Raw genomic sequence first — 26,979 nt, 5'->3', positions numbered from 1 at the left:
ATCCGCTAACGGATTTTCCGGAGATCGCTTTGACAGACACTGCCATCAGCGTTTCAGCCGAAGGCCCGCACTCCCAGCTCGGCCAGTGCCTGAAGGCGGCCCGGCAGGCGCGCGGCCTGACCCTGAAGCAGGTCGCGGAGAAAACGGGGATGGCGCTGTCGACCTTGTCCAAGGTCGAGAACGGCCTGATGTCGCTGACCTATGACAAGCTGCTGCAGCTCACCTCGGGCCTGCAGATGGACATCGCCGAGCTGTTCAGCCCTGCTTCGCCGCGCCCCGAGCCGGGCCGCCCGGTGACCGCCCGCCGCAGCGTCAGCCGCGCCGGCCAGGGCCAGATCGTCAACACCCGATTCTACACCTACACCTATCAGTGCACCGACCTGATCGGAAAGCGCATGGTGCCGATGATCGCCGAGGTGCGCGCCCGCACGCTCGAGGAGTTCGGCCCCCTGCTCCGCCACAGCGGCGAGGAGTATTTCCTCGTCACCCGCGGCACCATCGCCGTGCACACCGAGTTCTACGCGCCGGAGATCCTGCACGAGGGCGACGGCATGTATCTCGACAGCACCATGGGCCACGCCTACCTCAACGCGGGCGAAGCGGCGTCGGCGCAGGGCGTGTGCCTGTGTACGAGCGAGCAGTCGGATCTGTTCGAGCAACTGCACAGGATCGCTAAGAAAGATGCGGTGGAGTGAGGGCGGAGCGGTCTGCTGCTCCGTTGATATCCGTGTGGTGAAGTGCTACGTTGAACAACAGCAGCTTTTGTCTAACATGATCGAAGCGTCCATGACCAAATCCCCCGCAGGCAAATCACCAACCCGCCGAGATAAGGGCGCGGCAGGCAGCAGTTCGCGGATTCACCGCGAAGCGGCAACTGGCCAGTTCGCCGGGAGCGAGACGCGGTTCGAGGCGGTGATGCGGGCAGCCGAGCGGTCGGGTCTGCTGAAAGACAAACAAGGTCGTATCGGCGGCCGGGTGAGTTCTGCACTTGTCCGCCAAGCGAAGCGGCAAACGGGCATCGAGACGGATACGGACTTGATCGAATTTGCCCTCGCAACGGTCGCGCTTGAGGACAACTTCGCAGATGTGTTCAAACGGTCGCGTGGTACGGCGGATCCGAAGCTGAAGCTCGGTTTTTGACGTGGCGGCGTTCGATTTCGATGCCGCACGACGATGGGCGCGGTTCGACCCGTGGAAAACGCTGCCCCGAAGAAGTGATGACCAACTACCATTTGTTGACGCGACCCTGATCGCTGGACAGGGGCTTTTGCTCGACACCTGCGTCTACATCGACCAGATGCAGGATCGATCACCTCCGATTCTCGACGATCTGATCGCACATCGGCAAGTGAATCACTCAACAGTTGCGATTCAAGAGTTGATGCACACGGTCGGCGTATTGAACCCCTCTGATCCGCGCACAGCGCCGATCATCGATGTGATCGGAAAGCACATCAAAGCGATGCCACCCCATCGCACCTTTGCACCTGATGGCGACACGCTCGGGCGCGCAGCACTCCTTTCGGGTATCCTTTGCCGTCTTCAGAGTTACGAACGAGACGGTAAGCTGCGCGCACTTCAGGACAGTGTGCTGTTTCTTCAGGCCCAGAAGCTCGGTTTGGTCGTCCTTACCGCGAACGTCGCGGATTACGACCTTCTGCTGCAACTCGTCCCCGCGGGTCGAGCGCTGCTTTACAGACGGCGTGAACCATAGTGGGGGCCTTCAGGACATCGCGCCAGTAGCCGGCCTTCATGGCTGAAAGGTTGCGCACGACTAGCGGCAGAGCTTCCGCGCCAGGCGGGCGCAGACTGGATGACCAGTCGATAACCTGGCCAGGCGCGATCAGCAGAGCAACAAAGAGTGCGACCTGCGCCGCGATGAGCAGGACAAGCATGAGACACTGGGCGCGTGTCAGCGGCGCCGCAAACAATGCGGTGATCACGGTCGCTCCTTTCGCGAGTGAATGGTTCAGGTGATGGGCACGAGTGCCGCCCTCACCGCATCATCGAGGGGCGTATGCGACTCGCGCCGAGCAGGCTGGCCAGCCTGTCATTGTCCAGCGCGAGGCTCTGCTTCCACAGCCAGCGCATTTCGATCGCCTCGCGCATGAAGCGCACGAACGGCGCCGCGAACCAGAGCGTGATCCACGGGAACGGCTTCACCGGCAGGTCGGGACGGCCGACGACGCGGCGGACGGCGTCGATCATCTCGCGGCCGGTCGCATCGTAATTAGACGGAAGTCCGGCTGGTTTCGCGGTGGGGGTCGCCTGCGCCGAAATTCTCTTTTCATCCGCCGGCTCAATTACATCACCACTGTCCAGTCCCCGCGCGAAAAATATTCCTCTTTCGCTTTATCGGAAATCATGATTGTATCTCCCCATCCCGCCTCGGCACGAGGGGCGTATCGCGATCGTCACGGCACGCGGGGTGGGATGCGGTGGGCGCAGCGGCTCGCAGCGTGACGAAGGTCATGCGGACGAACGAAGCCGTTGCGCCGGCGAAATCGTAGGGTCCTGGCCTCCCGGTGCTGAGGCCAAGCGCGCGACAACGCGTTCGCGTTGCGCGGGCGACGGGGGCAAGACAGCCGGTCCCCGGGGAGAGGACGTATAAGCCGTCAAAACCATCGCGCGGGGAATGCCGGGATGCCTCGGCTGAACCTGTGGTTCCTGCCGCCTGCATTCTTGTTCGCAGGCGGGCCATGGGTGCGGCCAGCACCCGGCATTCCCCGCGCCCTCGGCTTTCGAGGGCGAAACGACCGGCACAGCTCGGACGCATCGCGCGCCGCGAGGCGGAGACGACTTGCCCGGACGGCGCCGACGATCGGACGAATGATGGATCGCTCCCCGCATGATCGCCGCGGGCTCAGATCGCCTTCCGGCCGGCCAGGGCCGACACGATCGCTTCCGACAATTGGCCGAGCCGGAACGGCTTGGCGAGCAGCGCGGTCGTCGCCCGGAGTTCCTCCGGCACCAGCGAGGGATCGGCGAAGCCGGACATGAAGACGATCGGCAGCTCCGGCCATCTGCGGCGCACCTCGCGCGCGAGGTCGATGCCGGTCATGGCGTCCGGCAGCAGAATGTCGGTCAGCAGCAGCGCGAACGGGTCCGGCCGCTCCAGCGCAGCGATCGCGGCTGCCGCATGGGTGACGACGACCGGGCTGTAGCCCATCGACGTCAGCATGGTCGAGGCCATGGCGCCGACCAGCGGATTGTCCTCGACCACGAGGATCCGTTCGCCGGTCTGCGGCCGCGCCAGCCGCGCCGCACCGGCGCGCGCGCGACCGCCGACGCCCGGCCCCGCGCTCGGCAGATACAGCGTGACGCAGGTGCCCTCCGCCACCCGGCTGTCGATCAGCACCGTGCCGCCCGACTGCCGCGCAAAGCCATAGACCATGCTGAGGCCGAGGCCGCTGCCCTTGCCGAACTCCTTGGTGGTGAAGAACGGCTCGAAGGCGCGGCGCGCGATCTCGGGCGGCATGCCGGCTCCCATGTCCGACACCGCGATCGTCACGTAGTCGCCGGGCATGATGCGCTCGTCGCCGTCGTCGAGCGGCTGGTCGAGCACGGCATTCGTCGTCGTGATCGTCAGGCGCCCGCCGCCGTCCATTGCATCCCGCGCATTGAGCGCCAGATTGAGCAGCGCGTTCTGCAATTGCGTCGGGTCGATCAGGCAGTGCCACAGCATCGGGTCCTGCGCCAATGCGATCTCGATGTTCTCGCCGAGCGTCCGCTGCAGGATGGTCGTCATCCCGCTGACGAGCTGGTTCACGTCGGTGACCTGCGGCTGCAGCGCCTGCTTGCGGGCGAAGGCGAGCAGGCGGCGGTTGAGGTCGGCGACCCGCTCCGCCGCCTCGATCGCCCGCTCGACCATGCTGCGGCGGGAGCTCTCGCCGGGCGGGAGCGCGTCGAGCAACAGATCGAGATTGCCGAGCGTCGCCGCCAGCATGTTGTTGGAGTCGTGCGCGATGCCGCCCGCCAACTGGCCGATGGCCTCCATCTTCTGCGCCTGCCGCAGCTCGTCCTCGATGCGCTTGCGCTCGGTGATGTCGACCGACAGCACGAAATAGCCGCGCACCGTGCCGTCCTGGCTGCGATCCGGCACCCGGATGGTCTCGCACCAGCGTTCACGGCCGTCGGGAAACGCGATCTTCTCCTCGCCGCCCGCGGTCCGGCCGGCCAGCGCGGCCTCGATCTTCGGCCTCACCTCGCCGCGTCGCGCCGGATCGATGTAGTCGTCGATCCGCCGGCTGCGGCCGACTCCGCTGGGCGGCTGCGCATACCATTCGCGTGCGACACGGTTGGCATAGCGGATGTCGCCATCGGCGCCGACCTGGACGATCAGCGCGGGCACGTTCTCCGTGACCAGCAGATGCTGCTCGAAATTGTCGCGCAGCGCCTGCTCGGACGCCGCGCGCAGCCGCCATTGCCGCGCCAGGACGAGACCGAATCCCGCGATCAGCAGATTGAGGCCGGCGGCGATGGCGCTGTAGTACAGCGCATTGTTCTTCCAGCCGGCCAGATATTCGATCGGATCGCGCGCCACGGTCACCACCAACGGCAGGCCGGCGACGCGCCGATAGCTGATGCTCCGCGACGTGCCGTCCGTCATGCCGCTGCCCTCGAAGCTGCCGTGAGGCGCCCGCGGCAGATAGAGACTGAACAGCCGATTGGACCGGACGTTGCGGCCGGCGAAATCGTCGGCATGCGGCGTGCGCAGCAGGATCGTGCCGTCGTCGCGATAGAGCGTCACCGTTCCGCGCTGCCCGACGTTCAGCGACAGGAAGAACTGCCGCAGATTCTCGTAGTCCACAGCCACGACGATCACGCCGGCAAATCGTCCGTCCGGCATCATAAAGGCGCGGCTGACCGCGATGAACCGACCCCTGTTCACGCGCGAGGCCACCGGCACGTCGATGAAGAGACCGCGGCCGGGGTCATCGCGCTGGACCTTGTAATAGGCCCGATCGGCGAAATTGTTCTCGCGGCCGGGAACTCCGTTGCCGGCGCTGTCGCCGAGCAGATTGCCGTCCGCATCCAGCACGACGATGCCGCCCGCGGCGGGGTACGGCACCACCCTGCGCTTCAACTCGTTGATCAGCGCCGGATTGCCGGCGGTGAGCAGCGATGGGTCCTGCTTGAGACTGTCGATCGTCGTGTTCAAGAGCACGTCGACGCCCTGGATGTTGCGCAGCATGTATTCTTCGAGCGCGCGGGCGAGATCGCCGTTGGCGGCCTCGGTCGTCCGATAGGTCTCCCGATAGTTGACGGAAAGCATGTGCGCCACGAAGGCATCACACAGCAGCGCCAGCACGAGGCCACTCAGCACGATGATCCAGGGAGTCCAGCGCCGGTCCATCCAGGAGCCGGACGCGAACCTCGTCCAGGCGTCGACGATGCCTGCCTGCCGCGGACCGCGCCGATGGTCGGCTCTCGCTTTGATCTGGTCCGGCATGGCGTCGCATTCAGGAGGTCGTCGGGCGGTTTGATTGTGAATCGATCGGCGCGTCAAGCATCGGCGAAGGTCCGGATTGTGCCGAATTCCGCGTCTCCAGGCGCGTCGCGATCCATATCGCGGGCGCTCGATAGCACGGTTTGCCAGGGCGTGTCATCGGCACCCGCCAGGGGCTGCGGCGGTCGCGGAGAGGCTCGACGCGTCAAGACACGATCAAAGCTGGAGCTCGAACGCCTCGCGCTCGGCGCGGCTCAGATGCAGGCCATGCTTGGTACGCCGGTCCAGGATGTCGGCGGCCGTGACGGCCCACTCCTGCTCGCGCAGGAAAACGAGCTCGCGCTCATAGAAGGAGGCACCGAAATGGCGGCCGAGATCGCCGACGTTGCGGGACGCTCCGAGCAGATCGCGCGCACGGGTGCCGTAGAGCCGCGCATAATGTGCTACCACATCGCGCGGCAATCCCGGATACGCGCCGGCGAGATCGGCAAGGAACCGATCGAACGGCGCGCCGAGATCGCCGCCCGGAAGCCGCGCGCCCGCCGTCCATGCCGGCGCCATCTGCGGAAACCACGGCGCGAGGCGTTCCATCGCCTGCTCGGCGAGCCGGCGAAACGTCGTGATCTTGCCGCCAAAGATCGACAGCAGCGGCGGCTGCCCGGGTGCACCGTGCACCTCGAACACGTAGTCGCGCGTCACTGCCGACGGATTGTCGGCGTTGTCATCGTAGAGCGGCCGCACCCCGGAGAAGGCGTGAATGATATCACCCTTGCCCGGCGCGGCCCGGAAATAGCGATCGAGCACCGCGAGCAGATAGTCGATCTCAGCACCATCGACAGCGACGTCGTCTGCGCGGCCATCATGCACGATGTCGGTGGTCCCAATCAGCGCCAGATCGGTCTCATAGGGATTGACGAAGATGACGCGGCGGTCGGTGTTCTGCAGCAGATAGGCCTGCGATCCGCTCCAGAATTTTGGCACCACGAGATGGCTGCCTTTGACAAGCCGCACATTGTGCGCGGAGTTGAGCCCGGCGACACCCTGCACCACGTCCTGCACCCAGGGACCTGCAGCATTCACCAGTGCCTTCGCGCGGACGATCTGCACCTCGCCATTCTCGGAGCGCATCTCCAGCCGCCAGGAATCGCCCTCGCGCCGCGCACTCACGGCGCGGGTGCGCGGCAGGATAATGGCTCCCTTGTGCGCGGCATCGACGAGATTGAGGATCACCAGCCGGGCATCGTCGACCCAGCAGTCCGAATATTCGAAGCCGCGCCGGAATTCGGGGCGCAGCGGCGCGCCCTCCGGCTCATGCGCGAGGTCGAGGTTGCGGCTCGCCGGCAGCTGCTTGCGGCCGCCGAGATGGTCATAGAGGAACAGCCCGGTGCGCACCAGCCAGGCGGGACGCTGCTCCGGCGAGTGCGGCAGCACGAAGCGCATCGGCCAGATGATGTGAGGCGCCGAGGCCAGCAGCACCTCGCGCTCGATCAGCGCCTCGCGCACCAAGCGGAACTCATAGTACTCAAGATAGCGCAAGCCGCCATGGATCAGCTTGCCCGAACGCGACGAGGTGCCCTGGGCGAAATCGTCCTTCTCGCACAGCAGCACCTTCAGGCCGCGGCCGGCGGCATCACGGGCGATACCAGCGCCATTGATGCCGCCGCCGATCACGGCGAGGTCCAACAGACCGTGATCGGATCCGCTGCGTGAGACCGTCGCATTCATCGCTTGCTGCTGCGCTTCTTCTCTGGCTTGCTGCGCGCAGCGGCGCGCGCCTTCGTCGCAGTCTTGGCCGGCTTCGCCGCTTTCGCCTTGGGCTCCTGCAGGCCATAGGTGGAAAAGCCCTGCGCGGTCTCGGCGATCTCCGCGTCGCCGAGGATGTGCGGCTGGCCGAGCGCGAGCGACAGATAGTACTGCTTCGCGATGGTCTCGAGCTCGACCGCAAGCCACATCGCCTTGTCGAGATTGGCGCCGACCGCGATCATGCCGTGATTGGCCAGCAGGCAGCCGTTGCGGCCTTCCAGCGCCTCCAGCGCAAGCTCGGACAATTCGGCCGTGCCGAACCGCGCATAGCCGGCGCAGCGAATGTCGGTGCCGCCGAACGCGGCCATCATGTAGTGGCAGGCCGGGATCGGCTTGCGCGCGATGGCGAGCACGGTGGCGTAGGTCGAATGGGTGTGCACGACGCCGCCGACATCCGGACGGCCGCGCATGATGTCGAGATGAAAGCGCCATTCCGTCGAGGGCTTCAACGGCCCCTCCCAGGAACCGTAGTCCCCCTCGAGCGGCATCGCCGCGATCATCTCCGGCTTCATCGAGTCGTAGGGCGTCGCCGATGGCGTGATCAGCATGCGGTCCTTGTAGCGGGCCGAGATGTTGCCCGAAGTGCCCTGGTTCAGCCCCGACGCATTCATCCATCGGCATTTGGCGATGATGGTCTCGCGGATCAGCCGTTCCTCGCGATTCATGTCGAAAACCTTTCGTCGTCAGCAGGGATTGAGCGGCGGCTCGCCGGCCAGATAGCGGCGAACCTCTTCGGCCGCCTGGTCGGCGGCAAAGGTGACGGTGCGCACGGAGGCGCCGGCGATGTGCGGCGTCAGCGTGACGTTGGGGAGCTGCAGCAGCGGCCAGTCCGGCGGGACCGGCTCGACGGCGAAGGTGTCGAGCATCGCGCCCGCCAGCCGCTGCGAGCTGAGCGCGTCATGGAGCGCGTGATAGTCGACCAGGGGCCCGCGGGCCGTATTGATCAGGATCGCACCCGGCTTGATTCTCGCCAGCGCGTCGCGATCGATGAAGCCGGTGGTCTCCGCGGTCACGCGGGCATGCAGGCTGATGACATCGGCCCGCGCCAGGAGATCGGCAAGCGCGACGTGCTCGACCCCGTCGTTGCGGTCCTGCGCGCTCAGCTGAACGTAGGGGTCGGCCACCAGGATTTTGCAGCCAAACGCCTTCAACAGCTTCACCACGCGGGTGCCGATCGCGCCATAGCCCACGATGCCGACTGTCATCTCGCCGAGCTCACGTCCCGTGCGATCGGCGCGGTAGAGATCGCCGCGCCACTCGCCGCCCCGCATCGACTCGTGGCCGCTGCGGATCAGCCGGGTCTCCGCGAGCATCGCGCCGATGGTGAATTCCGCCACCGCGCTGGCGTTGCGTCCGGGCGTATTGACGACGAGCACGCCGTGATCGCGCGCCGCCTGCATGTCGATATTGACCGGGCCGCCGCGCGACACCGCGATGAATTTCAGGCTCGGCAGCCGCCGCAGCATCGCGCGCGAGATCGGCGCGAGATGCGTGACCAGCAGGGGCGCCTCGCCGATGAACTCAGCGAGCTCATCAGGATCGCCCATGAACTCCTTGAGCCCGTCGAGCTTCGAGCCGGCATAGCCGTGCTCCATCGGCTCGTCCGGCCAGGGCTGCTCGAGCATGCGGATGTCGATGCCATCGCCGCAGATGGCGGTGATGCGCTCGGCAAACACCGAGGGCAGCATGAAGCGGTCGCCGATGATGGCGATGGAGCTAGACATGATCGGCACCCGTGCGCTGCGCGGCGAGCTGCTTCCAGACCGGCCGCGCCGCGAGGCGGGCGTCGACATAGGCCGGGAACAATTGCGCATAACGTTCCGCCAGCGCCGCATCCGGCGCTTGCGGCTCATCCAGATACGGTCTCACCCATTCCTCCGCGCAGATCATCATGTCCGGGTAGAGCCCGGTCGCAACCGCCGCGATCATCGCCGCGCCCGATGCGCCGGCCTCCTCGCGACGGCAGACTCGAATCGTGCTGCCAAGTGCCGCACCAAGAATGGCGCCGAGCGCGCGGCTGCGCGCCGCGCCCCCGGTCAGGCGAATTTCCCTCGGCAGCGGTCCCATCGCCGCGTAGCAGTCGCGTGCGGCGAAGGCCAGTCCCTCCATCACGGCGCGCATCAGATCCCAGTAGCCGTGGCGGATGCGCAGGCCGACCAGTTGGGCGGACGCCTCGTGGGACACGAAGGGGCCGCGTTCGCCGGCGTCAGAGATGAACGGATGATACAGCAGCTCGCCCACCTTCGCCGCGAGCACATGCTCGTCGAGGCGCCAGATCAGATCATTGCGCGACCTCGCGATGCCTTCCATGGCGAGCACGCCGCGCGCGACATCGAGCAGCCAGTCGATGTTCAAGGTCGCAGCCATGGTCGACTGCATCTGCGCATAGTGACCGGGCACCGGGAACGGCATCGTATAGCCGGTCGCCTCGGCATTCAGCTTGACCGCGTCGGCGCCGTTCACCAGCCGCATGTGCATGCCGGTCGAGCCGATGATGGTGCAGCCGACGTCGGGTGCGGGATCATACAGCCCACCACCGAGCGCATTGCAGATAACATCGACATAGCCGAGCGACACCGGCACGCCATCGGGCAAGCCCGTTTCGGCCGCGGCCGCCGCGGTCAAGCCATGCGTCGTCGTGACACCATCGACGACATCCGGAAACAGGCGCGCGGAATCGGCGATCCCGACAAGACGCGCGGCTTCGCCGTCGAAACCACGCCGGCGAAAGTCGCCGCAGGAGAACGTCGCCTCGGACGGATCGGTGGTCCGCTCGCCGGTCAGCTTGAAGTAGAGCCAATCCTTGCAGTGGAACGCCGTACTCGCGCGTTCGAGCATCTCTGCGTCATGCGCCTGCAGCCAGGCCAGCTGCGCCCCCTGCTGGCAGGCGTTGAGCCCCGATCCGGTGCGTTGGTAATGCGCGGCGTTGCGCTCGCCGCCTCGGAAGGTCTCAACGAAGCCTGCCGCGCGCGAGTCGAGCCACAGCAGCGCGGGCGCGACTGGACGGCCGTCCGCGTCGATCAGCCAGGTGCCGTCGCCCTGCCCGGTCACGGCGATCGCGGCGACGCGACGGGACAGGTCCGGCAGCGCGCCGCCCAGGCCGCGCAACGCCGCGACAGTGTCGGTCCACGTCCGCTCCATGTCCTGCTCGACACGACCACCGGGCAAGGTGGTGTAGCTGTTCGGAATCGCGAACTCGCCGAGCTGGCGGCCATCCCGCGCAAACGCGACCGCCTTGATCACCGAGGTCCCGGCGTCGATGCCGATGATCACGTCGCGGGTCGCAGCCGAGGTCATGGTCAGCGCGCCTCCGCGTGGCGGACGCAGATGCCGTCGGCGCCGAAAATGTGGAGATGGCGTGACTCCAGCGCGCAGGGCACGACATCGCCCGGCCGCGCCGCGATCTTGCTCGATGTCACCGCGACCAGCAGATGACCGGCGCATTCGCCCGCAATATGCGACTGATCGCCGAGCCACTGGTTGGAGACCACGCGCAGCCGCGCCTCGCCGCTGCCGATCGCGATCCGCTGCGGCCGGATGCCGACCTTGATCCGATCGGTCCGCACCAGCGTCTGCTGTCCTGCCACGTCCAACGTCTGCCCGGGAATATGAAAGGCAACATCGGAGCCGACAGACAAGCGGAACCCGCCTTCCTCCTGCGTCACCACAGTCTCCAGCAGGTTCATCGGCGGCTCGCCGATGAAGCTCGCGACGAACAGATTGGCCGGGCGGTTCTTCAACTCCCGTTCGCCGGCGAACTGTTGCAGCACACCGTCTTCCATGACGGCGATGCGATCGGCGAGCGCGCTCGCCTCGGTCTGGTCATGGGTCACGAAGATCGCGGTCATGCCGCGCTCGGCGAGCAGGCCCTTGATGCGGCCGCGCAGCACCGCGCGCAATTGCGGCTCCAACTGGCCCATCGGCTCGTCGAGCAGATAAAGGTCGGCATCGCGCACCAGCGCCCGCGCCAGCGACACCCGCTGCTGCTGGCCGCCGGAGAGCGCGCGCGGATGATGATCGAGAATGTCCTCGATCTCGACCAGGCGGGCGATGCTGTCGACGCGGTGGGCGATCTCGACGCGCGACAACTGCTGCGCCTTCAGGGCGAAGGCGATATTCTCGCGCACCGTCAGCGGCGGATACAGCGAATAGCCTTCGAACGCCATCGCGACCCTGCGCTTCGCCGGCGCCAGATCATGGATCGGCCGCTGCGCCAGCGCGATCGATCCAGAGCTCACACTCTCGAAGCCGGCGATCATGCGCAAGGTCGAGGTCTTGCCGCAGCCGGACGAGCCGAGCAGCGCGACGATCTCGCCGGCCTTCACCTCCATGTCGAGCGCGCGCACCGCGTGAACCGGCGCCTTGCCTCGACGGTGATAGACCTTGTCGACGTTGCGGATCTCGAGCATGCCCATCTCACATCCTCACGCCGCCTGCCGCCGCGGCAAGACACCAATACGGTTTCCCGTCGCATGGTCGAACAGCAACGCAGATTCGGGCGCGAACCGCACGAACACGTCCTCGTCGGCGCCGGCTTCCAGCGCCTCGGGCGCCAGCGCCGCCAGCCACTCGGATCCGTCAGCAAAGCGCAGCAGCACCACGGCACGCTCATGAATCGGAGTGACGGCGACGGTGCGCGCGGGGATCGCGCCTTCACCGCCATGGCGCGTCACCGCGACATCGTCCGGCCGCACGCCCAGCCAGCAGCGCTCCCGCGCATCCGCCGGCAGATCGTCGACATCGAGCCGGACCTGCGTCCCGGCGATAGCCGCTATCAACCGGCCCTGCTCCACCACCGGCACGACCTCCGAGAGATTGATGCTGGGATCGCCGAACAGCCGCGCCACCGCAACCGACGCGGGCCGCGCATAGATCTCCTCCGGACGCGCCACCTGCACCAGGCGGCCATTGATCAGCACGGCAATGCGATCGGCGATCGCCATCGCCTCGCGATAATCCTGCGTCACATAAAGCACCGCCGCAGAGCTCCGGCGCAGCAGGCTCGGCAGCTCCAGCCGCATCTCGTAGCGCAGCTTGGCATCGACGTTGCGCAAGGGATCGTCGAGCAGCAGCACCTCAGGATTGCCGATCAGAGCGCGCGCCAGCGCGGTGCGCTGCTTCTGGCCGTTGGACAATTCGCGCGGCTTGTGGCCGAGCACGTGCTCGATCTTCAGGAGCCGGCTCATCGCCGCAACTTTCGCGGCGACGTCGGCGCTCCCCGTCGCCCGCAGGCCGCTGGCGATGTTGTCTCGCGCGCTCATATGCGGAAACAGCGCAAAGTTCTGGAACGCCATGCCGATGCCGCGCTGCTCCGGCGCCGCATCGACGATCGAACGGCCCCCGACCAGGATGTCGCCCGCATCAGGCTCGAACATGCCGGCGATCATGCGCAGCAGCACGGTCTTGCCGCTCCCGGACGGGCCGAACACCGCGACGATCTCGCCGGGCTCGACCGCGAGCGACACGCCCTTGGCGCAGCTTGCGGCGCCGAAGCTCTTGTCGACCGATTGGAGTTCGAGACGCGCCATGTATCCTCAACCCTTCACTGCACCGAGCGAGAGACCTTCGACCAGATAGCGCTGCGCATAGAGCGCGAGCAGCAAGGTCGGCGTCACCGACAGCACGATTGCGGCTGCGATCTGGCCATATTGGATGCCGGACGCCGTCACGAAGGCGAGCGCGCCCACCGTCACCGGCTGCTTGTCGGCGGAGGCCAGGATCAGCGCGAACACGAAATTGTTCCAGCAGAAGATGAAGGACAGCAAGCCCGCCGCCGCGATCCCGGGTCCCGCCAGCGGGACGGCGATCCGGGTGAACGCCTCGCGCCAGGAATGCCCCGCCAGCCGGTAGGCATGCTCGATGTCGGGGCTGATGTCCTCGAAATAGCCGCGCACGATCCACAGGATCAGCGGCAGCGCGATCAGCTGGTAGACCCAGACGATGCCGAAATACGTGTCGTTCAAGCCGAGCTGCTGGTAGTACAGCGACAGCGGCAGCAGCACCAGGAGCGGCGGCGCGAAGCGGAACGACAGCAGCGTGAACGCGATGGTCTCGCCGAGCTTGAACTTGAACCGCGCGAACGCATAGGCCGCGGGCACGCCGAGCAGCAGTGCCAGGACCACCGAGGCGCTTGACAGGATGAAGCTGTTCATGAGGTTACGCATGAACGAGATCTGCAGATTGCCGGCGGCCGTACGCAACTGGCCGGAGATCAGCGCCTCGTAATTGGCGAGCGTCGGCTCGAAGAATATGCGCGGCGGGATACGCAGGATCTGCTCGTTGCTCTGGAACGACATCATGAGGATCCAGACGATCGGGAACATGAAGAAGACGAGCACCAGCGCGAGCGCGATGCCGCGGAAGATGCGCCCGGCGAGACTGGAATGATCCATCGGCGGCCTCCTCAGGCGTGACCGTGGGCGCGTTCGCGCAGCCGCAGCCAGTTCTTGATGAAGATGTTCGACAGGATGTTGGTGATCAGCCACAGGATCATCAAAAGCGCCGCCGAGCGTCCGACATTGGTGTACTGGAAAAATTCCAGATAGGCCTGCACCTGGAACACCATCAGCCGGTCGCCGGGGCCGCCTTGGGTCATCGCATAGACGATGTCGAACTGCTGGATGGAGTCGAGCAGCCGGAACAGCGACGCCGTGATGATGTAGGGCGCGAGCATGGGCAGGGTGATGCGGAAGAACACGAAGCTCGCCGGCACGCCGTCGAGCGCCGCCGCCTCGAACGGCTGCCGCGGCAGCGAGCGCAGGCCGGCCAAGAGCAGGATCATGATAAAGGGCGTGTAGACCCAGACGTCGACCAGCACGACGGTGAACAGCGCGGTCGACGGATCGGACGCCCACTTGAAGTCGTGCGCGCCGAACAGGCCGACAAGATAGGACAGGATGCCGAAGCTCGGATTGGTCATCAGCTTCCACATCAGCGCCGCGATCGCCGGCGCCGTCATCAGCGGCAGCAGCAGCATGATCGAGACAGCGTTGTGGAAGCGCGTCGGCCGCCGCAGCAGCAGCGCGATGCCGAGGCCGAGCAGCAGCTCGGCGATCACGGTCACCGCGGTGTAGACGAGCGAGATCCGCAGCGTATTCCAGAACGCCGGATCGGACAGGAAGTCGATGTAGTTGTCGACGCCGATGAAGCCGCGTAAGTAAGGCAGGTTGAGCCGGTAGCGCTGCAGCGAATAGATCGCCGCGGTCACGAACGGCACCAGGATGGCGATGCAGACCAGCAGCGCCGGCAGGCTCAAGAGATACGGCAGCAACCGCCCGCGCCAGCGTTTCGTGCGGCGCGGCACCGCCGGGGTCTCGATAAGTTCAGCCATGCTCATGACAGACGTGATCACACATTCGCAGTGATGGGCCGGTCCGGACGCCCGTGGGGGAGCGGCCGGACCGGCGGGTGGTCATGGAGAGTGCGCCTGGGCTCAGCCGAGGCCGGCCTGCTTCAACTGACGGTTGATGCTGTCGGCCAACTTGTCGAGGCCTTCATCGACGCTGACCTCCTTGGCCACCATCTTCTGCAGCGAGGCCGCCCACTCCGTCGTGAGGTCGAAGAACAGCGGCTGCGCCGTGAAGTAGATCTTCGCTCCCGGTGCCGAGAGGTCGTGCTGCTCGAGATAGCCCGGATAGGACTTCGCGATGCGGTCGCGGAACTCGCTGTCCTTCCAAACGGAGGCGCGGACCGGATTGACGAAGTCCATCTTGCGCGCGCCGAACAGATCATGCTCGACCGAAGCCGCCCACTGCATGAAGGTCCAGGCCGCGTCCTTCTGCTTGGAGAAGCTCGACATCGCCAGCGACCAGATCCAGACGTTCGGCGTCGGCGCCTTGGCGGCCGGATTGGCTGCAAACGGCGCGTAGCCAAGATTGCCGCGCTCCTTGTTCTCGCCGCCGTTCATGAAATAGCCGAGAATGTCGGCGTCGAAGATCATGCCGGAGGCGCCGGCGCCCAGATCAGTGCCGACCTGGTACCAGGTGTAGGTCGACCAGTTCTTCGGACCCGAGCCCTGGATCATCCTGACCCACTTCTCGTGGAAGTCCTTCGAGGCCTTTGTATTCATCGCGGCCTTGAGCTTGCCGCCCTCCATCACGAAATCCTTCTGGCCGAAATTGGCGTAGGCCGACAGGAAGCCCGGATGGATGGTGGCCCAGGAGCGCGAGCCGCGCACACCGACGCCGTAGGGACCGCCGGCATCCTTGGTGATCTTGGCCGCGACGTCGAGCATCTCGTCGAGGTTCTTCGGCGGCTTGACGCCGACCTTGTCGAATATCTTGCGGTTATAGGTGATGTTGTTGAGCTCGTAGCCCCACGGGATGCACCACTGCTTGGCCTTGCCGGAGCCGAGCTCGGAGCCGGCGACGCCATCCCAGGCCGTCGACGACCGCAGTCCGGGCAGCACGTCGTTCCAGGCGAACGCCGGATTGGTCTTGGCGGGATCCTTGATGTAGGTGTTGAGGTCCTCGATCCAGCCGGCCGGACCATAGGTCCAGGTCATGTAGGCGCCGGTCATGAAGGCGTCGTACTGGTCGGACTTCGACGACAGCGCCGCCGTCACCTTGTCGAAATAGACGTCCTCCGGGAAGATGTCGTAGGTGACGTTCATGCCGGTGAGACTCTTGAACGCCTCGATGTCGCCGATCATCGCATCGACGTAAGGATGCTTGTTCAAGAGCAGCTTGACGGTCTTGCCGCTATGCGCCTTCCAATTGAAGTCAGCGGCCATCGCCTTCGACATCGCGGACGCAAAGGCGGCATTGGCGGCGACACCGGCAATGCCGAGCTTGGCGGCACCGTCGAGCAGATCACGCCGGCTGATGCGCTTGCCGGCATAGGACGCAAAGAGATTCTTCTCACGATCGTACATTCAACCCTCCCTTTGTTTTTTGTAGAGACGTGTTCGCGTTACCTGCCCTTCCGACTCTTGTTCTTGGAGTTGCCGGATGTCTTCTCCGGCTTGTCAGTCGCCAATGCCTGAGCGGTCGCCTCGTCGATGATGAGGCCATTCAGGAAGCCGCTGCGCAGCACAGCGCGCAGGGCCGTGATCTTCGCCTCGCCGCCGCCGATGGCGACGATGCGGTGTTTCTTCAGATCGGCAGCGGCCATCGAGGTGGCCCGCGCCGAAAGATCGAGGTCGAGCAGCTCGCCCTGGGCGTTGAAGAAATGCCCGAGCAGGTCGGCGCAGGCGCCGGCGCGCTTCAGCTCGACGACCTCGTCCGGCTTGATCATGCCGCTCGACACCAGGAAGCCGTCGGCATGGATCTGGCCGATGCCGACGAACAGCAGCGAAGCCTTCTGCGCGAGAGCAAACACGTCGGCAATGCCGAACTGCTGCATCAGCACGCAGCGGTCGGCGACGGAGTTGGCGAACACGGGCACCGGCAGCAGATAGGCTTCGGCGCCGGTGCGCTCGGCCAGTCGATGGATCACGTCGAACGGATTGGCGGCGAATTTGCGCGTCAGGCCACCGAGCAGCGACACGAACTGCACGTCGCGCGCCGGCGTCTGCGGCAGTTGCGCCACCACGGCCGCGAGCGTGCGGCCGTGGCCGACACCGATGATCTTGTCGTCGCCGCGCTCCAGCACCTGGCGCAGGAAGCTCGCGCCCTCCAGCGCCAGCGCCTTCAGCGGCAGGTCGCCCTCGCCGAGATCCGGCGCGACACGGCAGAAGTCGAGCCCGTAGCGTTCGGCCAGCGCGTTCTCGAGTGCGACGCATTCGGCGACGGGACCCTCGACGAAGACACGGATCATGCCCTCGCGGCTGGCGCGCGCGATCAGGCGATGCGCCTTCGTGCTCTGGATGTTGAGCCGATCGGCGACCTCCGACTGCGTCAGCCCGGCCGCGAAATACAGCCATGCGGCGCGCGTCGCCAGCGAAGCCTCGCCGTCCACCATCGACGCCCTGTCGGAAGCTGTCGTCACGCTTGAATGCCTGCTTGCAAATTTCTTCACACCTTGCAAAAAATTGCAGACGGCGATCCGGCCGTCAATCCCCCAAACGTGCTGCAGCGCGTCAGGGATGACGCGCCGGGCAAGCACAGGCATGCTCGCCGACGCACAACGGGATGAGGTCGCATGACGGAGTTGTTTGTCGGCATCGACGTGGGCACGAGCGGTGTGCGCGCCTGCGCCGTCGACGCGCGCGGCGAGATCAAGGGCGCAGCCGCCGTTCCGCTCGCCGCGCCGCGCCAGGACGGCAACGCCGTCGACCAGGATCCCGAGCTGTGGTGGCAGGCGACGGTCGCGGCGCTCGACAAGCTCGGCAGGATCGTCGATCCCGGCGCCATCGCGCGCATCGCGGTCGACGGCACCTCGGGCACCTTGCTGCTGATCGACGCCGACGGACGGCCCCGCTCGCACGGACTGATGTACAACGATGCGCGCGCGGTCGACGAAGCCAGGCGGATCGCCGCGGTGGCGCCGCCCGAGAGCGGCGCGCATGGCACGAGCAGCCCGCTCGCCAAGCTGCTGCATCTGCTCGCCTCCACCAGCGGCGCGCGGCACGCCGTGCATCAGGCCGACTGGATCGCCGGACGCCTCGCCGGCCGCCACGGCGTCAGCGACGAGAACAACGCGCTGAAGCTCGGCTATGATCCCGTCAGGCGCGAATGGCCGCGCTGGATCGATCAGCTCGGCGTTCCCCGCGACGTGCTGCCGAGCATTCTGGTGCCGGGCACGCCATTCGCCGACATCGATCCGTCGACCGCGCGCGCGCTTGGTCTGTCGCCGTCGGCGCGCATCGTCGCCGGCACCACCGACGGCGTCGCCGCCTTCATCGCCACCGGCGCCGATACGCCAGGCGATGCGGTGACCTCGCTCGGCACCACGCTGGTGGTGAAGCTGGTCGCGACGCAGCCGATCTTCGCCGCCGATCAGGGTGTCTACTCGCACCGCCTCGGTGACAAATGGCTCGCCGGGGGTGCATCGAATTCCGGTGGCGCCGCGCTGCTCGCGCATTTCACCGCCGCCGACATGGACCGCATGACCCCGCTGCTGCGCCCGGACGAGCCCACCGGGCTCGACTACTATCCGCTGCCCAAACCCGGCGAGCGCTTCCCCATCGCCGACCCCGCCCTCGCACCAAAGATCACGCCGCGCCCGGCCGAGGATCACCGCTTCTTCCAGGCGCTGCTCGAAGGCATCGCAAGCGTCGAGGCGATGGCCTATCAGCGTCTCCAGGCGCTCGGCGCGCCCGCGCTGCGGCGGGTGATCAGCATCGGCGGCGGCGCCCGGAACGACGCCTGGACCGATATCCGCCGGCGCATCATTGGCGTGCCCGTCAGCGTCGCCGCGCAGACCGAAGCGAGCTACGGCACGGCGCTGCTGGCGCTGCAGGGACCGCCGCAATGACGGCGGCAGCGTGCGAGATCAGCGGCCTGTCCGCCATCGCCGAGCGGTTCGATCACGTCCTGCTCGATCAATGGGGCACGTTGCATGACGGCAGGACCGTGCTTCCGGCGGCTCACGACTGCGTCCTGCGGCTGCGCGAGGCCGGCAAGCAGATCCTGGTGCTGTCGAACTCCGGCAAGCGCGCGAGCGCCAATGCCGAGCGCCTCGCCCGGCTCGGCCTGCCGCGCTCGGCCTATGACGGCATTCTCACCTCGGGCGAGGTGACCTGGAGCGGACTACGCGACCGGACGCGCGCGCCGTTCACCGATTGCGGCAGCGCCTGCTTCCTGATCACCAGGGGCGGCGACTGCTCGCTGATCGACGGGCTCGATCTCGTCCTCGTGACGGATATGCGGGACGCCGACTTCATCCTGCTCGGCGGCCTCGATGACGACCTCGCCGAGCCGGACCTCTGGCGCGACCGATTCACCGGAGCAGCGGCACGGGGCGTGCCGATGATCTGTGCCAATCCCGACCTGATGATGTTCGGTGCAGCCGGCCTCGTGCCGGCACCCGGCACGCTGGCCCGCGCCTATGAGTGGCTCGGCGGCCCGGTGAGCTTCGTCGGCAAGCCGTATCAGCCGATCTTCGCGGCTGCGCTGGAGCAGCTCGGCGATCCGGATCCGCACCGCGTGCTGATGATCGGCGACTCGCTCGACCATGACGTCGCCGGCGCCCGCGCCGCAGGCCTGCAGAGCCTGCTGCTCGGCGATGGCGTGCATCGCACGACCTTGGCCGGCGCGCCCGACCTGGCTGCGGCAACGCGCAAGCTCGCAGCTTCGCCCGGCCGCATGCCGAACTGGACGATGCAGCACCTTTCTTGGTGAGAAGGAGATGCGAAATGCGCGAGCCAGCCGAGCTTCAGGAGTTGCGCCGGATGTCGGCGCGGGTCGGCCGCAACATCGAGCTGGTGCAAGGCGCCGGCGGCAACTCCTCGCTCAAGCAGGATGATGTGCTGTGGGTGAAGGCGTCCGGCACCTGGCTTGCCGATGCCGACGCGAAGGACATCTTCGTGCCTGTGCTCCTGCCGGCGGCGCGCGACGCGCTCGCCGCTGACGACGAGCGCATTCCGCTGGCCGCTCCCGGTCCCCTGCGCGCCTCGATCGAGACCGCGCTGCATGCGCTGCTGCCGCACCGGATCGTGCTGCACGTGCACGCCGTCAACACCATCGCCTGGGCGGCGCGGCGCGATGCGCGCGATGACTTTGCGGCGCGGCTGGACGGGCTCGCCTGGCGCCATCTCGATTACTTTCATCCCGGGCTGCCGCTGGCGCGCGCAGTGAGCGCCATCGTCGCGCGCGACCGCATCGACGTGCTGACCCTCGGCAATCACGGCCTCGTCGTCGGTGCCGAGAGCTGCGATCAGGCCGAGGCGCTGGTCCATGACGTCGAGCACCGGCTGGCGCTGCCGGTACGCCCGGCGCCTGCTGCCGACGCAGCGGCCTTGCGCCGTCTGTGCGCCGGCACCGCCTATCGCCTGCCGCAGGATGCTGCCAGCCACGGCATCGCCACCGATCCGTTCAACCGCGCCATCGCGACCGGCGGCTCATTGTATCCGGACCACGTCGTGTTTCTCGGCCCGGGCCTGCCGACGATCGAGAGCGCCAGCGACCTCGCCACGCTGCTCGCGCGCGCCGAAGCGAGCCGCCTGCCCGCGCCCGTCGCAGCGCTCGCGCCGGGTCTCGGTGCCATCATCCGCAGCGACGCCAGCCCGGGCGCCGAGGCCATGCTGAGCTGCCTCGCGCTCGTGACCAGCCGCCTGCCGCTATCGGCCGATATCGGCTATCTCTCCTCGCAGCACGAGCAGTTGCTGCACAACTGGGACGCCGAACGTTACCGCCAGCAACTGACGGCAAGCCGCCAGTCGTCGAATTGAAGCGGCGAAGGATCACGCGATCATCGCTCGAGACCGGCGGGGACGACGCCCTCGCCACGATCCGTTGGCGAAGTGCATCTCCGACCTGATCGATGACCTCGCGCCAATCGCGCCTTTCGCGCTGAGGGAACAGGCGAATGCGCGGATACCAGACGCTGTCGTCACGATCGAGCAGCCAGCGATAGTCCGGCGTGTACGACAGGAGCGTCCAGGTCGGACAGCCAAGCGTGCCGGCGAGATGAGCGACACTGGTATCGACCGTGATCACGAGATCCAGACATGAGATCAGCGCGGCGTTATCGGCGAAATCGGCAAGTTGACCCGTCAGGTCCATGATCCCGCTCGTCTCCTGGAGCACGGCCTTGTCTTCGGCCTTCGGCTCCTTCTGCAGGCTGATGAACGCCGCATCCTCGCGGAGCAGGCGGGAAAACATGCGCAAGGGGATGGAACGATTGTGGTCGTCGAGGTGGTTGGGATTGCCTGACCAGACCAGGCTGATCCGCAATTTCTCCGGGATGCCAAGGCGCTCCTGCCAGAGTTGGATCCGATCCGGATCAGGCGCCGGCAAATAGGACACCGGCGCTGGAATCGTGGCCAGTGTCGTCCGAAAGGCAAGCGACAAGCTCATGATCGGACACTGGACATCCACTCCCGCAAGGTCGCTGGCCTCCGCGACCGGAACACACTGCGAAATTCCTGGCATGTTCGACAACAGCGGAAGCAACGGCTCTTGAACGGCGAGGATCACGCGCGCGCCCAGCGCTGCGACCATCGGGACGTAGCGGACGAACTGGATCATATCGCCCAGTCCTTCATCGGCGGCGATGATGATGGTTTGTCCCGCGAAGGCCGGATGGCCGTCCGGTCGTTCATGATTGGACGCCTCCGGCCGGCTATTTTGCCCGATTGAACTGGTAGGAGCCCTGGAGGAAGACGCCATAGCGCTCCGTCGTATATCTCAGGACCTGGTTGAACGAATCGACGGCATTGGTGCTGAGATGCCACCAGCGCCCACCGATGCCGATGCGGAAATTGTCGGTCAACTGGTAGTTCAGCACGGTCTCGGCCTGGAAGCCGCTTCCTTGCCCTGAGGCGGGATCGCGCCCGAACGTGAAATAGTGCGTGTCGATCGCATTCTGCGTGGTCCAGACATAGGCGGCCTCCGCCTGCCAGCTCAGCCGGTCTGACAGCCGCGTGTCGAGGGAGACACCGGCCCGTCCGCTATGCCAGCGATCCTGCTCGGTCACCACCTTCACGCCCGGCCCCAGCGCAGGAGCGCAGATCGTCGGATTGCCGCCCACCTGGGTGCAGCCCCGCGCGTCCACCGTCTCCGTCCAATATTGATAGCCGACGAAGGCGCCGAGCCGGAAGCGTTCGGTCTCCAGCAGGTTGAAACCGACATCGAGATTTGCATATTGCAGCCCCCCGCCCACGCTGCTGACGGTCTTGGACGACGGATTGACGAACGGAGCGAAGTCCTCGTCGACGAGCGTGCCCGAGCTGATCTTGCCCGCCCCTATATAGCCCTTCAGAAACATGTTGGTGAACGGACCGTCGAGCGCATCGATCCTGAAGAACATCTCGCCGCTGTGCCCGGTCATGCCGCCATAGGCGAGCCGGGAGACCTGAAGCGTCGCAGCCTGATCGGCGAAATAGCGGTAGCGATTCTGCCCGGAGCTGAACCAGTAGCGCACACCGGTCTCCAGCATGTAGGACGGCAGGATCGACGCGCGCGATTGCAGCGGCATGTCGCCCGAGCCTGCCCCCTGCCCGCCCTGCAACGCTGCAGGCCTGGCCCAGGCGCAACTGACGATCGAGGCGTTGCACTTCGTGACACCGTCGGCGTTGAAATCGCGCCGCAACGTGACCGTCGCGAACAGGTCCTTGGTCGTCGTCTTGACGTTGGCGAGCGTGCTGTCGACGAACCGATAGCCGATCTCCGTTTCCAGGCTGATCTCCTTCGACCAGAGATAGCTGACCAGCAGCGACGGCAGAACCGTGTACTCCTTCAGGTCGGTCCGGGTCCCGGACCTGTACCCCGCCCGCAGCCGCGGGCTGATGGCAAGATCTGGCGTGATCGGATAGCGCGTGGCAAGATCGAGAACGTAGAACTTGGAGTCCGCCAGGCTCGCGTAGCGCAGCGCACCCATGAACAGATCGCCCGGCTTGATGATGCCGTTCCCGGTCAGCTGGGCCGACAGATAATATTCGAGGCCGCTCGCCGGCGTGCCGTCGACGCCGCCGGACGGCAGCGTGCCGGTGAGATTGGTCACCGTGGCATCGGCAGCAACCTGCCAAGTCTCATTCAATGGCCGCGAGTAGCTCACCATCGCCGACTGGAACGTCGGCGTACGGTCGATCGCGAGCTGCCTGATCTCGCCCGCGGTATTGAACTTCATCATGTCGTAGAGGGTGAGGAAGGGCTGCCCCTGCAGCGCATTCCAGGTCGAGAGAAATGGCACTCTTCGATAGTCGAACGAGGCGTTGATGACCGACTTGTCCTCGAACGTATACGTTCCCGAGAACACGGCGGCATTGAGCGCGCGGAAATGCGTGTCGTAGTCGATCAGGCCGAGCAGCGACTTGTTGGCGTCGAAATAGCGGAATTCGGCGCCGATGGCCTGGCGGTCGACGATGTTGCGGTCGTATTGCGTGATCAGGTAGACCGTGGTCTCGAGGCCACCCAGGATCTTGCCGAAGTCGATGCTTGCGCCATAGAGCGTCTTGCCATCCTTGAACGGTGCGTCGAAGCGGCTCCAGTTCGGCGAGCCCGCGAGCACGTTCAAGCGCAGCCCCGGGCTCTTCTGCCAGCTCAGCACCGCGCCGTCGAAGCGGCCGATCACGCCGCCGGTGTTGCGGGATTGCCGTCCGACGCGCAGCGTCACGTCGGCCTCCTTCAGCGTGTAATCGACCTGCGCGGTCGAGACGCCGTATTTGTCGTTCCCGGTATCGAACTGGCGCTCATGGGTGAACGCCAGCCTGAACTTGGTCCTGATGCGATCGTTATCGGCGGTGCCGAGAAAGTCGAAATTGGTCAGCAGCGTGTTCTGATGCACGCGGTGCGCGTCGGGATCCGCATTCGGATTCGGCGCAATCGCTCTGTCCTTGACGGCGCTGGTCGTGTCGTTGGTGATGAAGGTGGTCGAGAGGCTGCCCGACATCGACCAGCGGGTGTCGCCGTTCGGCCCTGCCGCCTTGGTCGGCATGCCTGCCCCCATGTCTCCGCCGTCGGGCGTGACGGAAGGCATGTCGCGCGGCCGCGCCGGCGCGCTGCTGGTTGCGGTGAGAAGCGCGGCGAGTCGCTGCCTCACCCGCTCGGCGCCCTCGCCAGTCGGATAGCGGCGCAGATAGTCTTCATACTCCGCCTGCGCGGCAGCGGTCTGGCCAGCCTTCTGCCGCGCCACGCCGAGCAGCTCCTGCGCCTCGGCGCTCGAGCCGTTCTCGGGGAGTTTCAGCACCTTCCTCAGGAGCTCGATCGCGGCGCTGAAATTGCCTTTCTTGATCGACGCGCGAGCCTCGTCCATCGACGCCTCCGCAAACCGGATGTCCGCGGCGGAGGCCTGCTGCATCGTGCGATTGTCGTTGCGGACCGACGCCGCCGCACCGGGGACCGCAACCGGTTTCGGCGCATCCGGGGCGGCTACGCTCGGCACCAGGGCCTTCACCTTGCACGCCGACACCGGACCCTTTCGGGCAACCACGATCGCCACCTGCTCGAAGCTGCCGGATTGGACGATCTGATAGGTGAACTCGCTGGCAAACTGGACGACGAGGATCGGTCCCCTGTTCTGATCGAGCGTCAGATAGACGTCCTGGAGGCCGGAGCCCTGGGCATTGTCGACACGCACGCCTTCGCGCCTGACCAGGCGCCGCGCCATGATGGCGTCCCGGTCGACCAATTGCAGCGAGACGCTGAGCTGGCTGCCTTGGTCGAGCGGGAAATGCCCGGTGTAGCGGACACGAACGTGAAAATTGACCCGCAGAAGGCTGCAGTTTCCGATCGTCGTGGCATTTGCATTGGCGACGAACTGATCGATGACCGGCTGGGCCGGTGCAACGCCAAAGACCCCGTCGAGCAGGATTGCGAGCAAGCCGGCCAGCAGACCGATCAGCCATCCCGCCGACCTCGCTGCCGCGGCTTGTCTGAAGCAGCCGCGCATCACCAGCCACCTCCATTGACCCGGTGCTGCCGCTGGCGGCGGGTGACGATGGTGGTCTGCGACTTGTCAGCATAGATATGGCATGCGCCTGTGCAGTCCTTGAGCTCGGCGACGGTGTAGTCCATCGGCGCCGGCTTCACGAGCTTGGCGTGCTGCTGCGGGCGGAAATCACTGGCGTGGCAGGCAGCGCAGTCGGGCTTGTAGGCCGCGAACTTGAACAGAACGGCCTGCGAGTTGCCGCTGTGGCAGGCGGTGCAGCCGATGGCCGCGCTATGGTTCGGATAGCTCGCCGACATATGCCGGTAATTGACCGAGCTCCAGCTCACCGTCCGGTGGCAGCTCTCGCAGGGGACGTTGGTCACGAAGTGCTTCGGCGACTTTCCGGTGGCGTTGGAGCCGTTGTGACAGCTGGCACATGGCGCCGTCAGGCTGGTGTGATCCATCCGCGCGCCCGAGAACGACACGGTGTTCTTGTGGCAGCTTTCGCATGGCGCGCTGGTGACCACGTGCTTCTGGGGCTTGCCGCCCGCGGCCATGCCGTTGTGGCAGCTCGCACAGGCCGCCATCGTGCCGGTGTGGCTGAAGCGGGCGCCGCTGAACGTCGTCGTGCTCTTGTGGCAGGTCTCGCACGGCGCATTCGTCGTGACGTGCTTCTGCGGCTTGCCCGTCGCGGCCATGCCGTTGTGACAGCTCGCGCAGGCCGCCATCGTGCCGGTGTGGCTGAAGCGGGCGCCGCTGAACGTCGTCGTGCTCTTGTGGCAGGTCTCACAGGGCGCGTTGGTGACCACGTGCTTCTGCGGCTTGCCGCTCGCGGCCATGCCGTTGTGGCAGCTCGCGCAGGCCGCCATCGTGCCGGTGTGGCTGAAGCGGGCACCGCTGAACGTCGTCGTGCTCTTGTGGCAGGTCTCACACGGCGCAGTGGTCGCGACATGCTTCGGCGGCTTGCCGGTCGCGGCCATGCCGTTGTGACAGCTCGCGCAGGCCGCCGTCGTTCCAGTATGGCTGAACCGGGCGCCGCTGAACGTCGTCGTGCTCTTGTGACAGGTCTCACACGGCGCAGCGGTTGCGACGTGCTTCGGCGGCTTGCCAGGCGCGGTCATTCCGTTATGGCAGGATGCGCATGGCCCTTGCGCCGTCATGTGATTGAATCTGGAACCGGCCTCCGTGGTGCTCGATCCGGCAAGCCCTGCCCTCGGATTGAACGTCGGCAGCAGCGACGGAAGCCGACCGGCATTCTTCGCTTCCGGCGAGTCGCTGCCCGTATCGGTTGGAGGCAAGAGCCTACCGCGGGGATCATTCGGCGAGAGCGGTGATGTCGCGGATGTCATTCGGGGCGGCGTCCCCGACGGCTGCGGCACGGACGCCGCCGCGCCGCCAGCTTTGGCCGAACTGTCGGGATTGGAGGAACCGGACGAACTGGCGGAGGCCCCTGCTTCGGATCCCGCTGTCGGGGCCGTCGACGTCGCAGCCGTGTTCGCCAGCGGCTTGCTGCTGAACAGGAGCGTCGAACTGGATGGCGCCGCAGGCTTGGCGGCAGCGCCGGCCTGAGATGTAGCCGGTGCAGCGTTCGTACCGGGTGCTGCATCGGGATTCGTTGCTGCCGTCATCGTCCGGTTGGCGGTTGAGGCCGGCGTCACCGCCTTGACGGCCGGGGCCTGAGCAGGAACCACCGACCGCGCCGTCGTGGAGCAGCCCGCTGCCGGCTTCTGCGGGTCGTCGTCCCAGGTGGAAAAGTTGGCGGCGGCGCGCACGTGGCAGCAGCCGCAATCCTGCGACTTCGCGCTATGATCCGGCCCCTGCGCACCCCTGCGGCCCTGGCTGCGATACGAGCCGTTGTGACAGCTGTCGCAGCGCGTGGCATGCACGGCAGCATGGCTCATGGTGTAGGTCGCGAAGCTCGCCGCGGTGTTGCTGTGGCAGTTCGAGCACTGCACACCCGTCACCGGAATATGCGGCGGGGTGGTCAGGCCTTTCGCGCTCGAACCATTGTGGCAGGCTGAGCAATTGGTGTTGGCCGCGGAGTGGGTGAACGCCGCGCCGCCCCAGCTCACATATCCGCCGCTGGCGGCCTTGCTGTGACAACTCACGCAATCGGCTCCGCCGGTCGCGACGTGGTTCGGGAACGACGCGGTGCCGAGCGCCCCCTTGGTGCCTTGGCCGGTGAAGCTGCCGTTGTGACAGCTGTCGCAGCGTGCCGTCGCCACCGCGGTGTGGTTCATGGTGTAGGTGGCAAAGCTCGCCGCGGTGTTGCTGTGGCAGTTCGAGCACTGCAGCGTCCCGGTCGGGATATGTGGCGG

General features: G+C 66.3%; 19 protein-coding genes and 2 pseudogenes. 6 read left to right on the top strand and 15 right to left on the bottom strand.

The window, feature by feature from the left end; genetic code table 11:
- Positions 1 to 29: 29 nt before the first annotated feature.
- The 3 genes from ACQR2C_RS26260 to ACQR2C_RS26250 all read left to right on the top strand — a co-directional run bounded on the left by ACQR2C_RS26260 (position 30) and on the right by ACQR2C_RS26250 (position 1,714).
- Positions 30 to 695, top strand: a complete 666-nt coding sequence (locus tag ACQR2C_RS26260; RefSeq protein ID WP_315804155.1) for a helix-turn-helix domain-containing protein — start codon at positions 30 to 32, stop codon at positions 693 to 695.
- 91 nt (positions 696 to 786) lie between these two features.
- Positions 787 to 1,140 carry a hypothetical protein gene (locus ACQR2C_RS26255; protein ID WP_316181794.1) on the top strand — a complete coding sequence of 118 codons (354 nt, stop codon included), beginning with the start codon at positions 787 to 789 and terminating at the stop codon, positions 1,138 to 1,140.
- A 1-nt stretch (position 1,141) separates the two neighbouring features.
- Positions 1,142 to 1,714, top strand: a complete 573-nt coding sequence (locus ACQR2C_RS26250; protein WP_434882440.1) for a type II toxin-antitoxin system VapC family toxin — start codon at positions 1,142 to 1,144, stop codon at positions 1,712 to 1,714.
- Between the two features lie 281 nt (positions 1,715 to 1,995).
- On the opposite strand, the gene ACQR2C_RS26245 is transcribed toward ACQR2C_RS26250, so the two are convergent.
- The 12 genes from ACQR2C_RS26245 to ACQR2C_RS26190 all read right to left on the bottom strand — a co-directional run bounded on the left by ACQR2C_RS26245 (position 1,996) and on the right by ACQR2C_RS26190 (position 17,152).
- Complete coding sequence (locus ACQR2C_RS26245; RefSeq protein WP_434882439.1) at positions 1,996 to 2,208, bottom strand: hypothetical protein; 213 nt, start codon at positions 2,206 to 2,208, stop codon at positions 1,996 to 1,998.
- Positions 2,209 to 2,863: 655 nt separating this feature from the next.
- Complete coding sequence (locus ACQR2C_RS26240) at positions 2,864 to 5,452, bottom strand: ATP-binding protein (RefSeq protein WP_434882438.1); 2,589 nt, start codon at positions 5,450 to 5,452, stop codon at positions 2,864 to 2,866.
- A gap of 213 nt (positions 5,453 to 5,665) precedes the next feature.
- Positions 5,666 to 7,174: a glycerol-3-phosphate dehydrogenase gene (locus ACQR2C_RS26235; RefSeq protein ID WP_316218251.1), complete on the bottom strand. Its 1,509-nt coding sequence runs from the start codon at positions 7,172 to 7,174 to the stop codon at positions 5,666 to 5,668.
- Positions 7,171 to 7,917 carry a class II aldolase/adducin family protein gene (locus ACQR2C_RS26230; protein WP_315804160.1) on the bottom strand — a complete coding sequence of 249 codons (747 nt, stop codon included), beginning with the start codon at positions 7,915 to 7,917 and terminating at the stop codon, positions 7,171 to 7,173. The genes ACQR2C_RS26235 and ACQR2C_RS26230 overlap by 4 nt, the downstream gene beginning before the upstream one ends.
- Positions 7,918 to 7,935: 18 nt before the next feature.
- Positions 7,936 to 8,976: a 2-hydroxyacid dehydrogenase gene (locus tag ACQR2C_RS26225; protein WP_434882437.1), complete on the bottom strand. Its 1,041-nt coding sequence runs from the start codon at positions 8,974 to 8,976 to the stop codon at positions 7,936 to 7,938.
- Positions 8,969 to 10,549 carry an FGGY-family carbohydrate kinase gene (locus ACQR2C_RS26220; RefSeq protein WP_434882436.1) on the bottom strand — a complete coding sequence of 527 codons (1,581 nt, stop codon included), beginning with the start codon at positions 10,547 to 10,549 and terminating at the stop codon, positions 8,969 to 8,971. Before ACQR2C_RS26220 ends, ACQR2C_RS26225 begins: the two co-directional genes overlap by 8 nt.
- Before the next feature lie 2 nt (positions 10,550 to 10,551).
- Positions 10,552 to 11,661 carry an ABC transporter ATP-binding protein gene (locus ACQR2C_RS26215; RefSeq protein ID WP_434882476.1) on the bottom strand — a complete coding sequence of 370 codons (1,110 nt, stop codon included), beginning with the start codon at positions 11,659 to 11,661 and terminating at the stop codon, positions 10,552 to 10,554.
- Positions 11,662 to 11,676: 15 nt separating this feature from the next.
- A complete protein-coding gene (locus ACQR2C_RS26210) occupies positions 11,677 to 12,780 on the bottom strand; it encodes an ABC transporter ATP-binding protein (protein WP_434874456.1) in 1,104 nt (367 codons plus the stop codon).
- Positions 12,781 to 12,786: 6 nt separating this feature from the next.
- Positions 12,787 to 13,644 (bottom strand): carbohydrate ABC transporter permease, encoded by an 858-nt coding sequence (locus tag ACQR2C_RS26205; RefSeq protein WP_434882435.1) that lies wholly within the window; start codon positions 13,642 to 13,644, stop codon positions 12,787 to 12,789.
- An 11-nt stretch (positions 13,645 to 13,655) separates the two neighbouring features.
- Positions 13,656 to 14,582: a carbohydrate ABC transporter permease gene (locus ACQR2C_RS26200; RefSeq protein ID WP_434882434.1), complete on the bottom strand. Its 927-nt coding sequence runs from the start codon at positions 14,580 to 14,582 to the stop codon at positions 13,656 to 13,658.
- Between the two features lie 102 nt (positions 14,583 to 14,684).
- The gene (locus ACQR2C_RS26195) at positions 14,685 to 16,124 is read right to left on the bottom strand and encodes an extracellular solute-binding protein (RefSeq protein ID WP_434882433.1); all 1,440 of its coding nucleotides are present in this window, start codon (positions 16,122 to 16,124) and stop codon (positions 14,685 to 14,687) included.
- A 38-nt stretch (positions 16,125 to 16,162) separates the two neighbouring features.
- The gene (locus ACQR2C_RS26190) at positions 16,163 to 17,152 is read right to left on the bottom strand and encodes a sugar-binding transcriptional regulator (RefSeq protein WP_434882475.1); all 990 of its coding nucleotides are present in this window, start codon (positions 17,150 to 17,152) and stop codon (positions 16,163 to 16,165) included.
- 180 nt (positions 17,153 to 17,332) lie between these two features.
- Here ACQR2C_RS26190 and ACQR2C_RS26185 point away from each other — a divergent pair, with 180 nt between their 5' ends.
- The 3 genes from ACQR2C_RS26185 to ACQR2C_RS26175 are packed head-to-tail and all read left to right on the top strand — an operon-like array spanning position 17,333 to position 20,522.
- Positions 17,333 to 18,607, top strand: a complete 1,275-nt coding sequence (locus ACQR2C_RS26185) for an FGGY-family carbohydrate kinase (protein WP_434882432.1) — start codon at positions 17,333 to 17,335, stop codon at positions 18,605 to 18,607.
- On the top strand, positions 18,604 to 19,473 hold the full coding sequence (locus tag ACQR2C_RS26180; RefSeq protein WP_316237500.1) for a TIGR01459 family HAD-type hydrolase: 870 nt from the start codon (positions 18,604 to 18,606) through the stop codon (positions 19,471 to 19,473). The genes ACQR2C_RS26185 and ACQR2C_RS26180 overlap by 4 nt, the downstream gene beginning before the upstream one ends.
- A 14-nt stretch (positions 19,474 to 19,487) precedes the next feature.
- On the top strand, positions 19,488 to 20,522 hold the full coding sequence (locus ACQR2C_RS26175) for a class II aldolase/adducin family protein (protein ID WP_434882431.1): 1,035 nt from the start codon (positions 19,488 to 19,490) through the stop codon (positions 20,520 to 20,522).
- A gap of 187 nt (positions 20,523 to 20,709) precedes the next feature.
- On the opposite strand, the pseudogene ACQR2C_RS26170 reads toward ACQR2C_RS26175, so the two are convergent.
- From ACQR2C_RS26170 to ACQR2C_RS26160, 3 genes and pseudogenes are all read right to left on the bottom strand, one after another.
- A pseudogene (locus ACQR2C_RS26170) lies at positions 20,710 to 20,856 on the bottom strand (glycosyltransferase family 9 protein); the annotation flags it as partial.
- Between the two features lie 559 nt (positions 20,857 to 21,415).
- On the bottom strand, positions 21,416 to 24,682 hold the full coding sequence (locus ACQR2C_RS26165; RefSeq protein WP_434882430.1) for a hypothetical protein: 3,267 nt from the start codon (positions 24,680 to 24,682) through the stop codon (positions 21,416 to 21,418).
- Positions 24,682 to 26,979: pseudogene (locus tag ACQR2C_RS26160) on the bottom strand (hypothetical protein); the annotation flags it as partial. The pseudogene ACQR2C_RS26160 and the gene ACQR2C_RS26165, both read right to left, overlap by 1 nt.

The organism is Bradyrhizobium sp. HKCCYLRH3061 (genome assembly GCF_051168015.1).
Classification (GTDB): Bacteria; Pseudomonadota; Alphaproteobacteria; order Rhizobiales; family Xanthobacteraceae; genus Bradyrhizobium.
The sequence above is the reverse complement of the archived record's forward strand: the minus strand, read 5'-3'. Positions and strand labels throughout refer to the sequence as shown.

What these genes read in the sequence shown, in the direction of transcription:
- ACQR2C_RS26230 (WP_315804160.1), bottom strand. Translation starts at nt 7,917, where the DNA reads ATGAATCGCGAGGAACGGCTGATCCGCGAGACCATCATCGCCAAATGC.
- ACQR2C_RS26240 (WP_434882438.1), bottom strand. Translation starts at nt 5,452, where the DNA reads ATGCCGGACCAGATCAAAGCGAGAGCCGACCATCGGCGCGGTCCGCGG.
- ACQR2C_RS26165 (WP_434882430.1), bottom strand. Translation starts at nt 24,682, where the DNA reads ATGCGCGGCTGCTTCAGACAAGCCGCGGCAGCGAGGTCGGCGGGATGG.
- ACQR2C_RS26175 (WP_434882431.1), top strand. Translation starts at nt 19,488, where the DNA reads ATGCGCGAGCCAGCCGAGCTTCAGGAGTTGCGCCGGATGTCGGCGCGG.
- ACQR2C_RS26185 (WP_434882432.1), top strand. Translation starts at nt 17,333, where the DNA reads ATGACGGAGTTGTTTGTCGGCATCGACGTGGGCACGAGCGGTGTGCGC.
- ACQR2C_RS26235 (WP_316218251.1), bottom strand. Translation starts at nt 7,174, where the DNA reads ATGAATGCGACGGTCTCACGCAGCGGATCCGATCACGGTCTGTTGGAC.
- ACQR2C_RS26215 (WP_434882476.1), bottom strand. Translation starts at nt 11,661, where the DNA reads ATGCTCGAGATCCGCAACGTCGACAAGGTCTATCACCGTCGAGGCAAG.
- ACQR2C_RS26210 (WP_434874456.1), bottom strand. Translation starts at nt 12,780, where the DNA reads ATGGCGCGTCTCGAACTCCAATCGGTCGACAAGAGCTTCGGCGCCGCA.
- ACQR2C_RS26245 (WP_434882439.1), bottom strand. Translation starts at nt 2,208, where the DNA reads ATGATCGACGCCGTCCGCCGCGTCGTCGGCCGTCCCGACCTGCCGGTG.
- ACQR2C_RS26205 (WP_434882435.1), bottom strand. Translation starts at nt 13,644, where the DNA reads ATGGATCATTCCAGTCTCGCCGGGCGCATCTTCCGCGGCATCGCGCTC.
- ACQR2C_RS26180 (WP_316237500.1), top strand. Translation starts at nt 18,604, where the DNA reads ATGACGGCGGCAGCGTGCGAGATCAGCGGCCTGTCCGCCATCGCCGAG.
- ACQR2C_RS26255 (WP_316181794.1), top strand. Translation starts at nt 787, where the DNA reads ATGACCAAATCCCCCGCAGGCAAATCACCAACCCGCCGAGATAAGGGC.
- ACQR2C_RS26225 (WP_434882437.1), bottom strand. Translation starts at nt 8,976, where the DNA reads ATGTCTAGCTCCATCGCCATCATCGGCGACCGCTTCATGCTGCCCTCG.
- ACQR2C_RS26200 (WP_434882434.1), bottom strand. Translation starts at nt 14,582, where the DNA reads ATGGCTGAACTTATCGAGACCCCGGCGGTGCCGCGCCGCACGAAACGC.
- ACQR2C_RS26190 (WP_434882475.1), bottom strand. Translation starts at nt 17,152, where the DNA reads ATGGTGGACGGCGAGGCTTCGCTGGCGACGCGCGCCGCATGGCTGTAT.
- ACQR2C_RS26195 (WP_434882433.1), bottom strand. Translation starts at nt 16,124, where the DNA reads ATGTACGATCGTGAGAAGAATCTCTTTGCGTCCTATGCCGGCAAGCGC.
- ACQR2C_RS26220 (WP_434882436.1), bottom strand. Translation starts at nt 10,549, where the DNA reads ATGACCTCGGCTGCGACCCGCGACGTGATCATCGGCATCGACGCCGGG.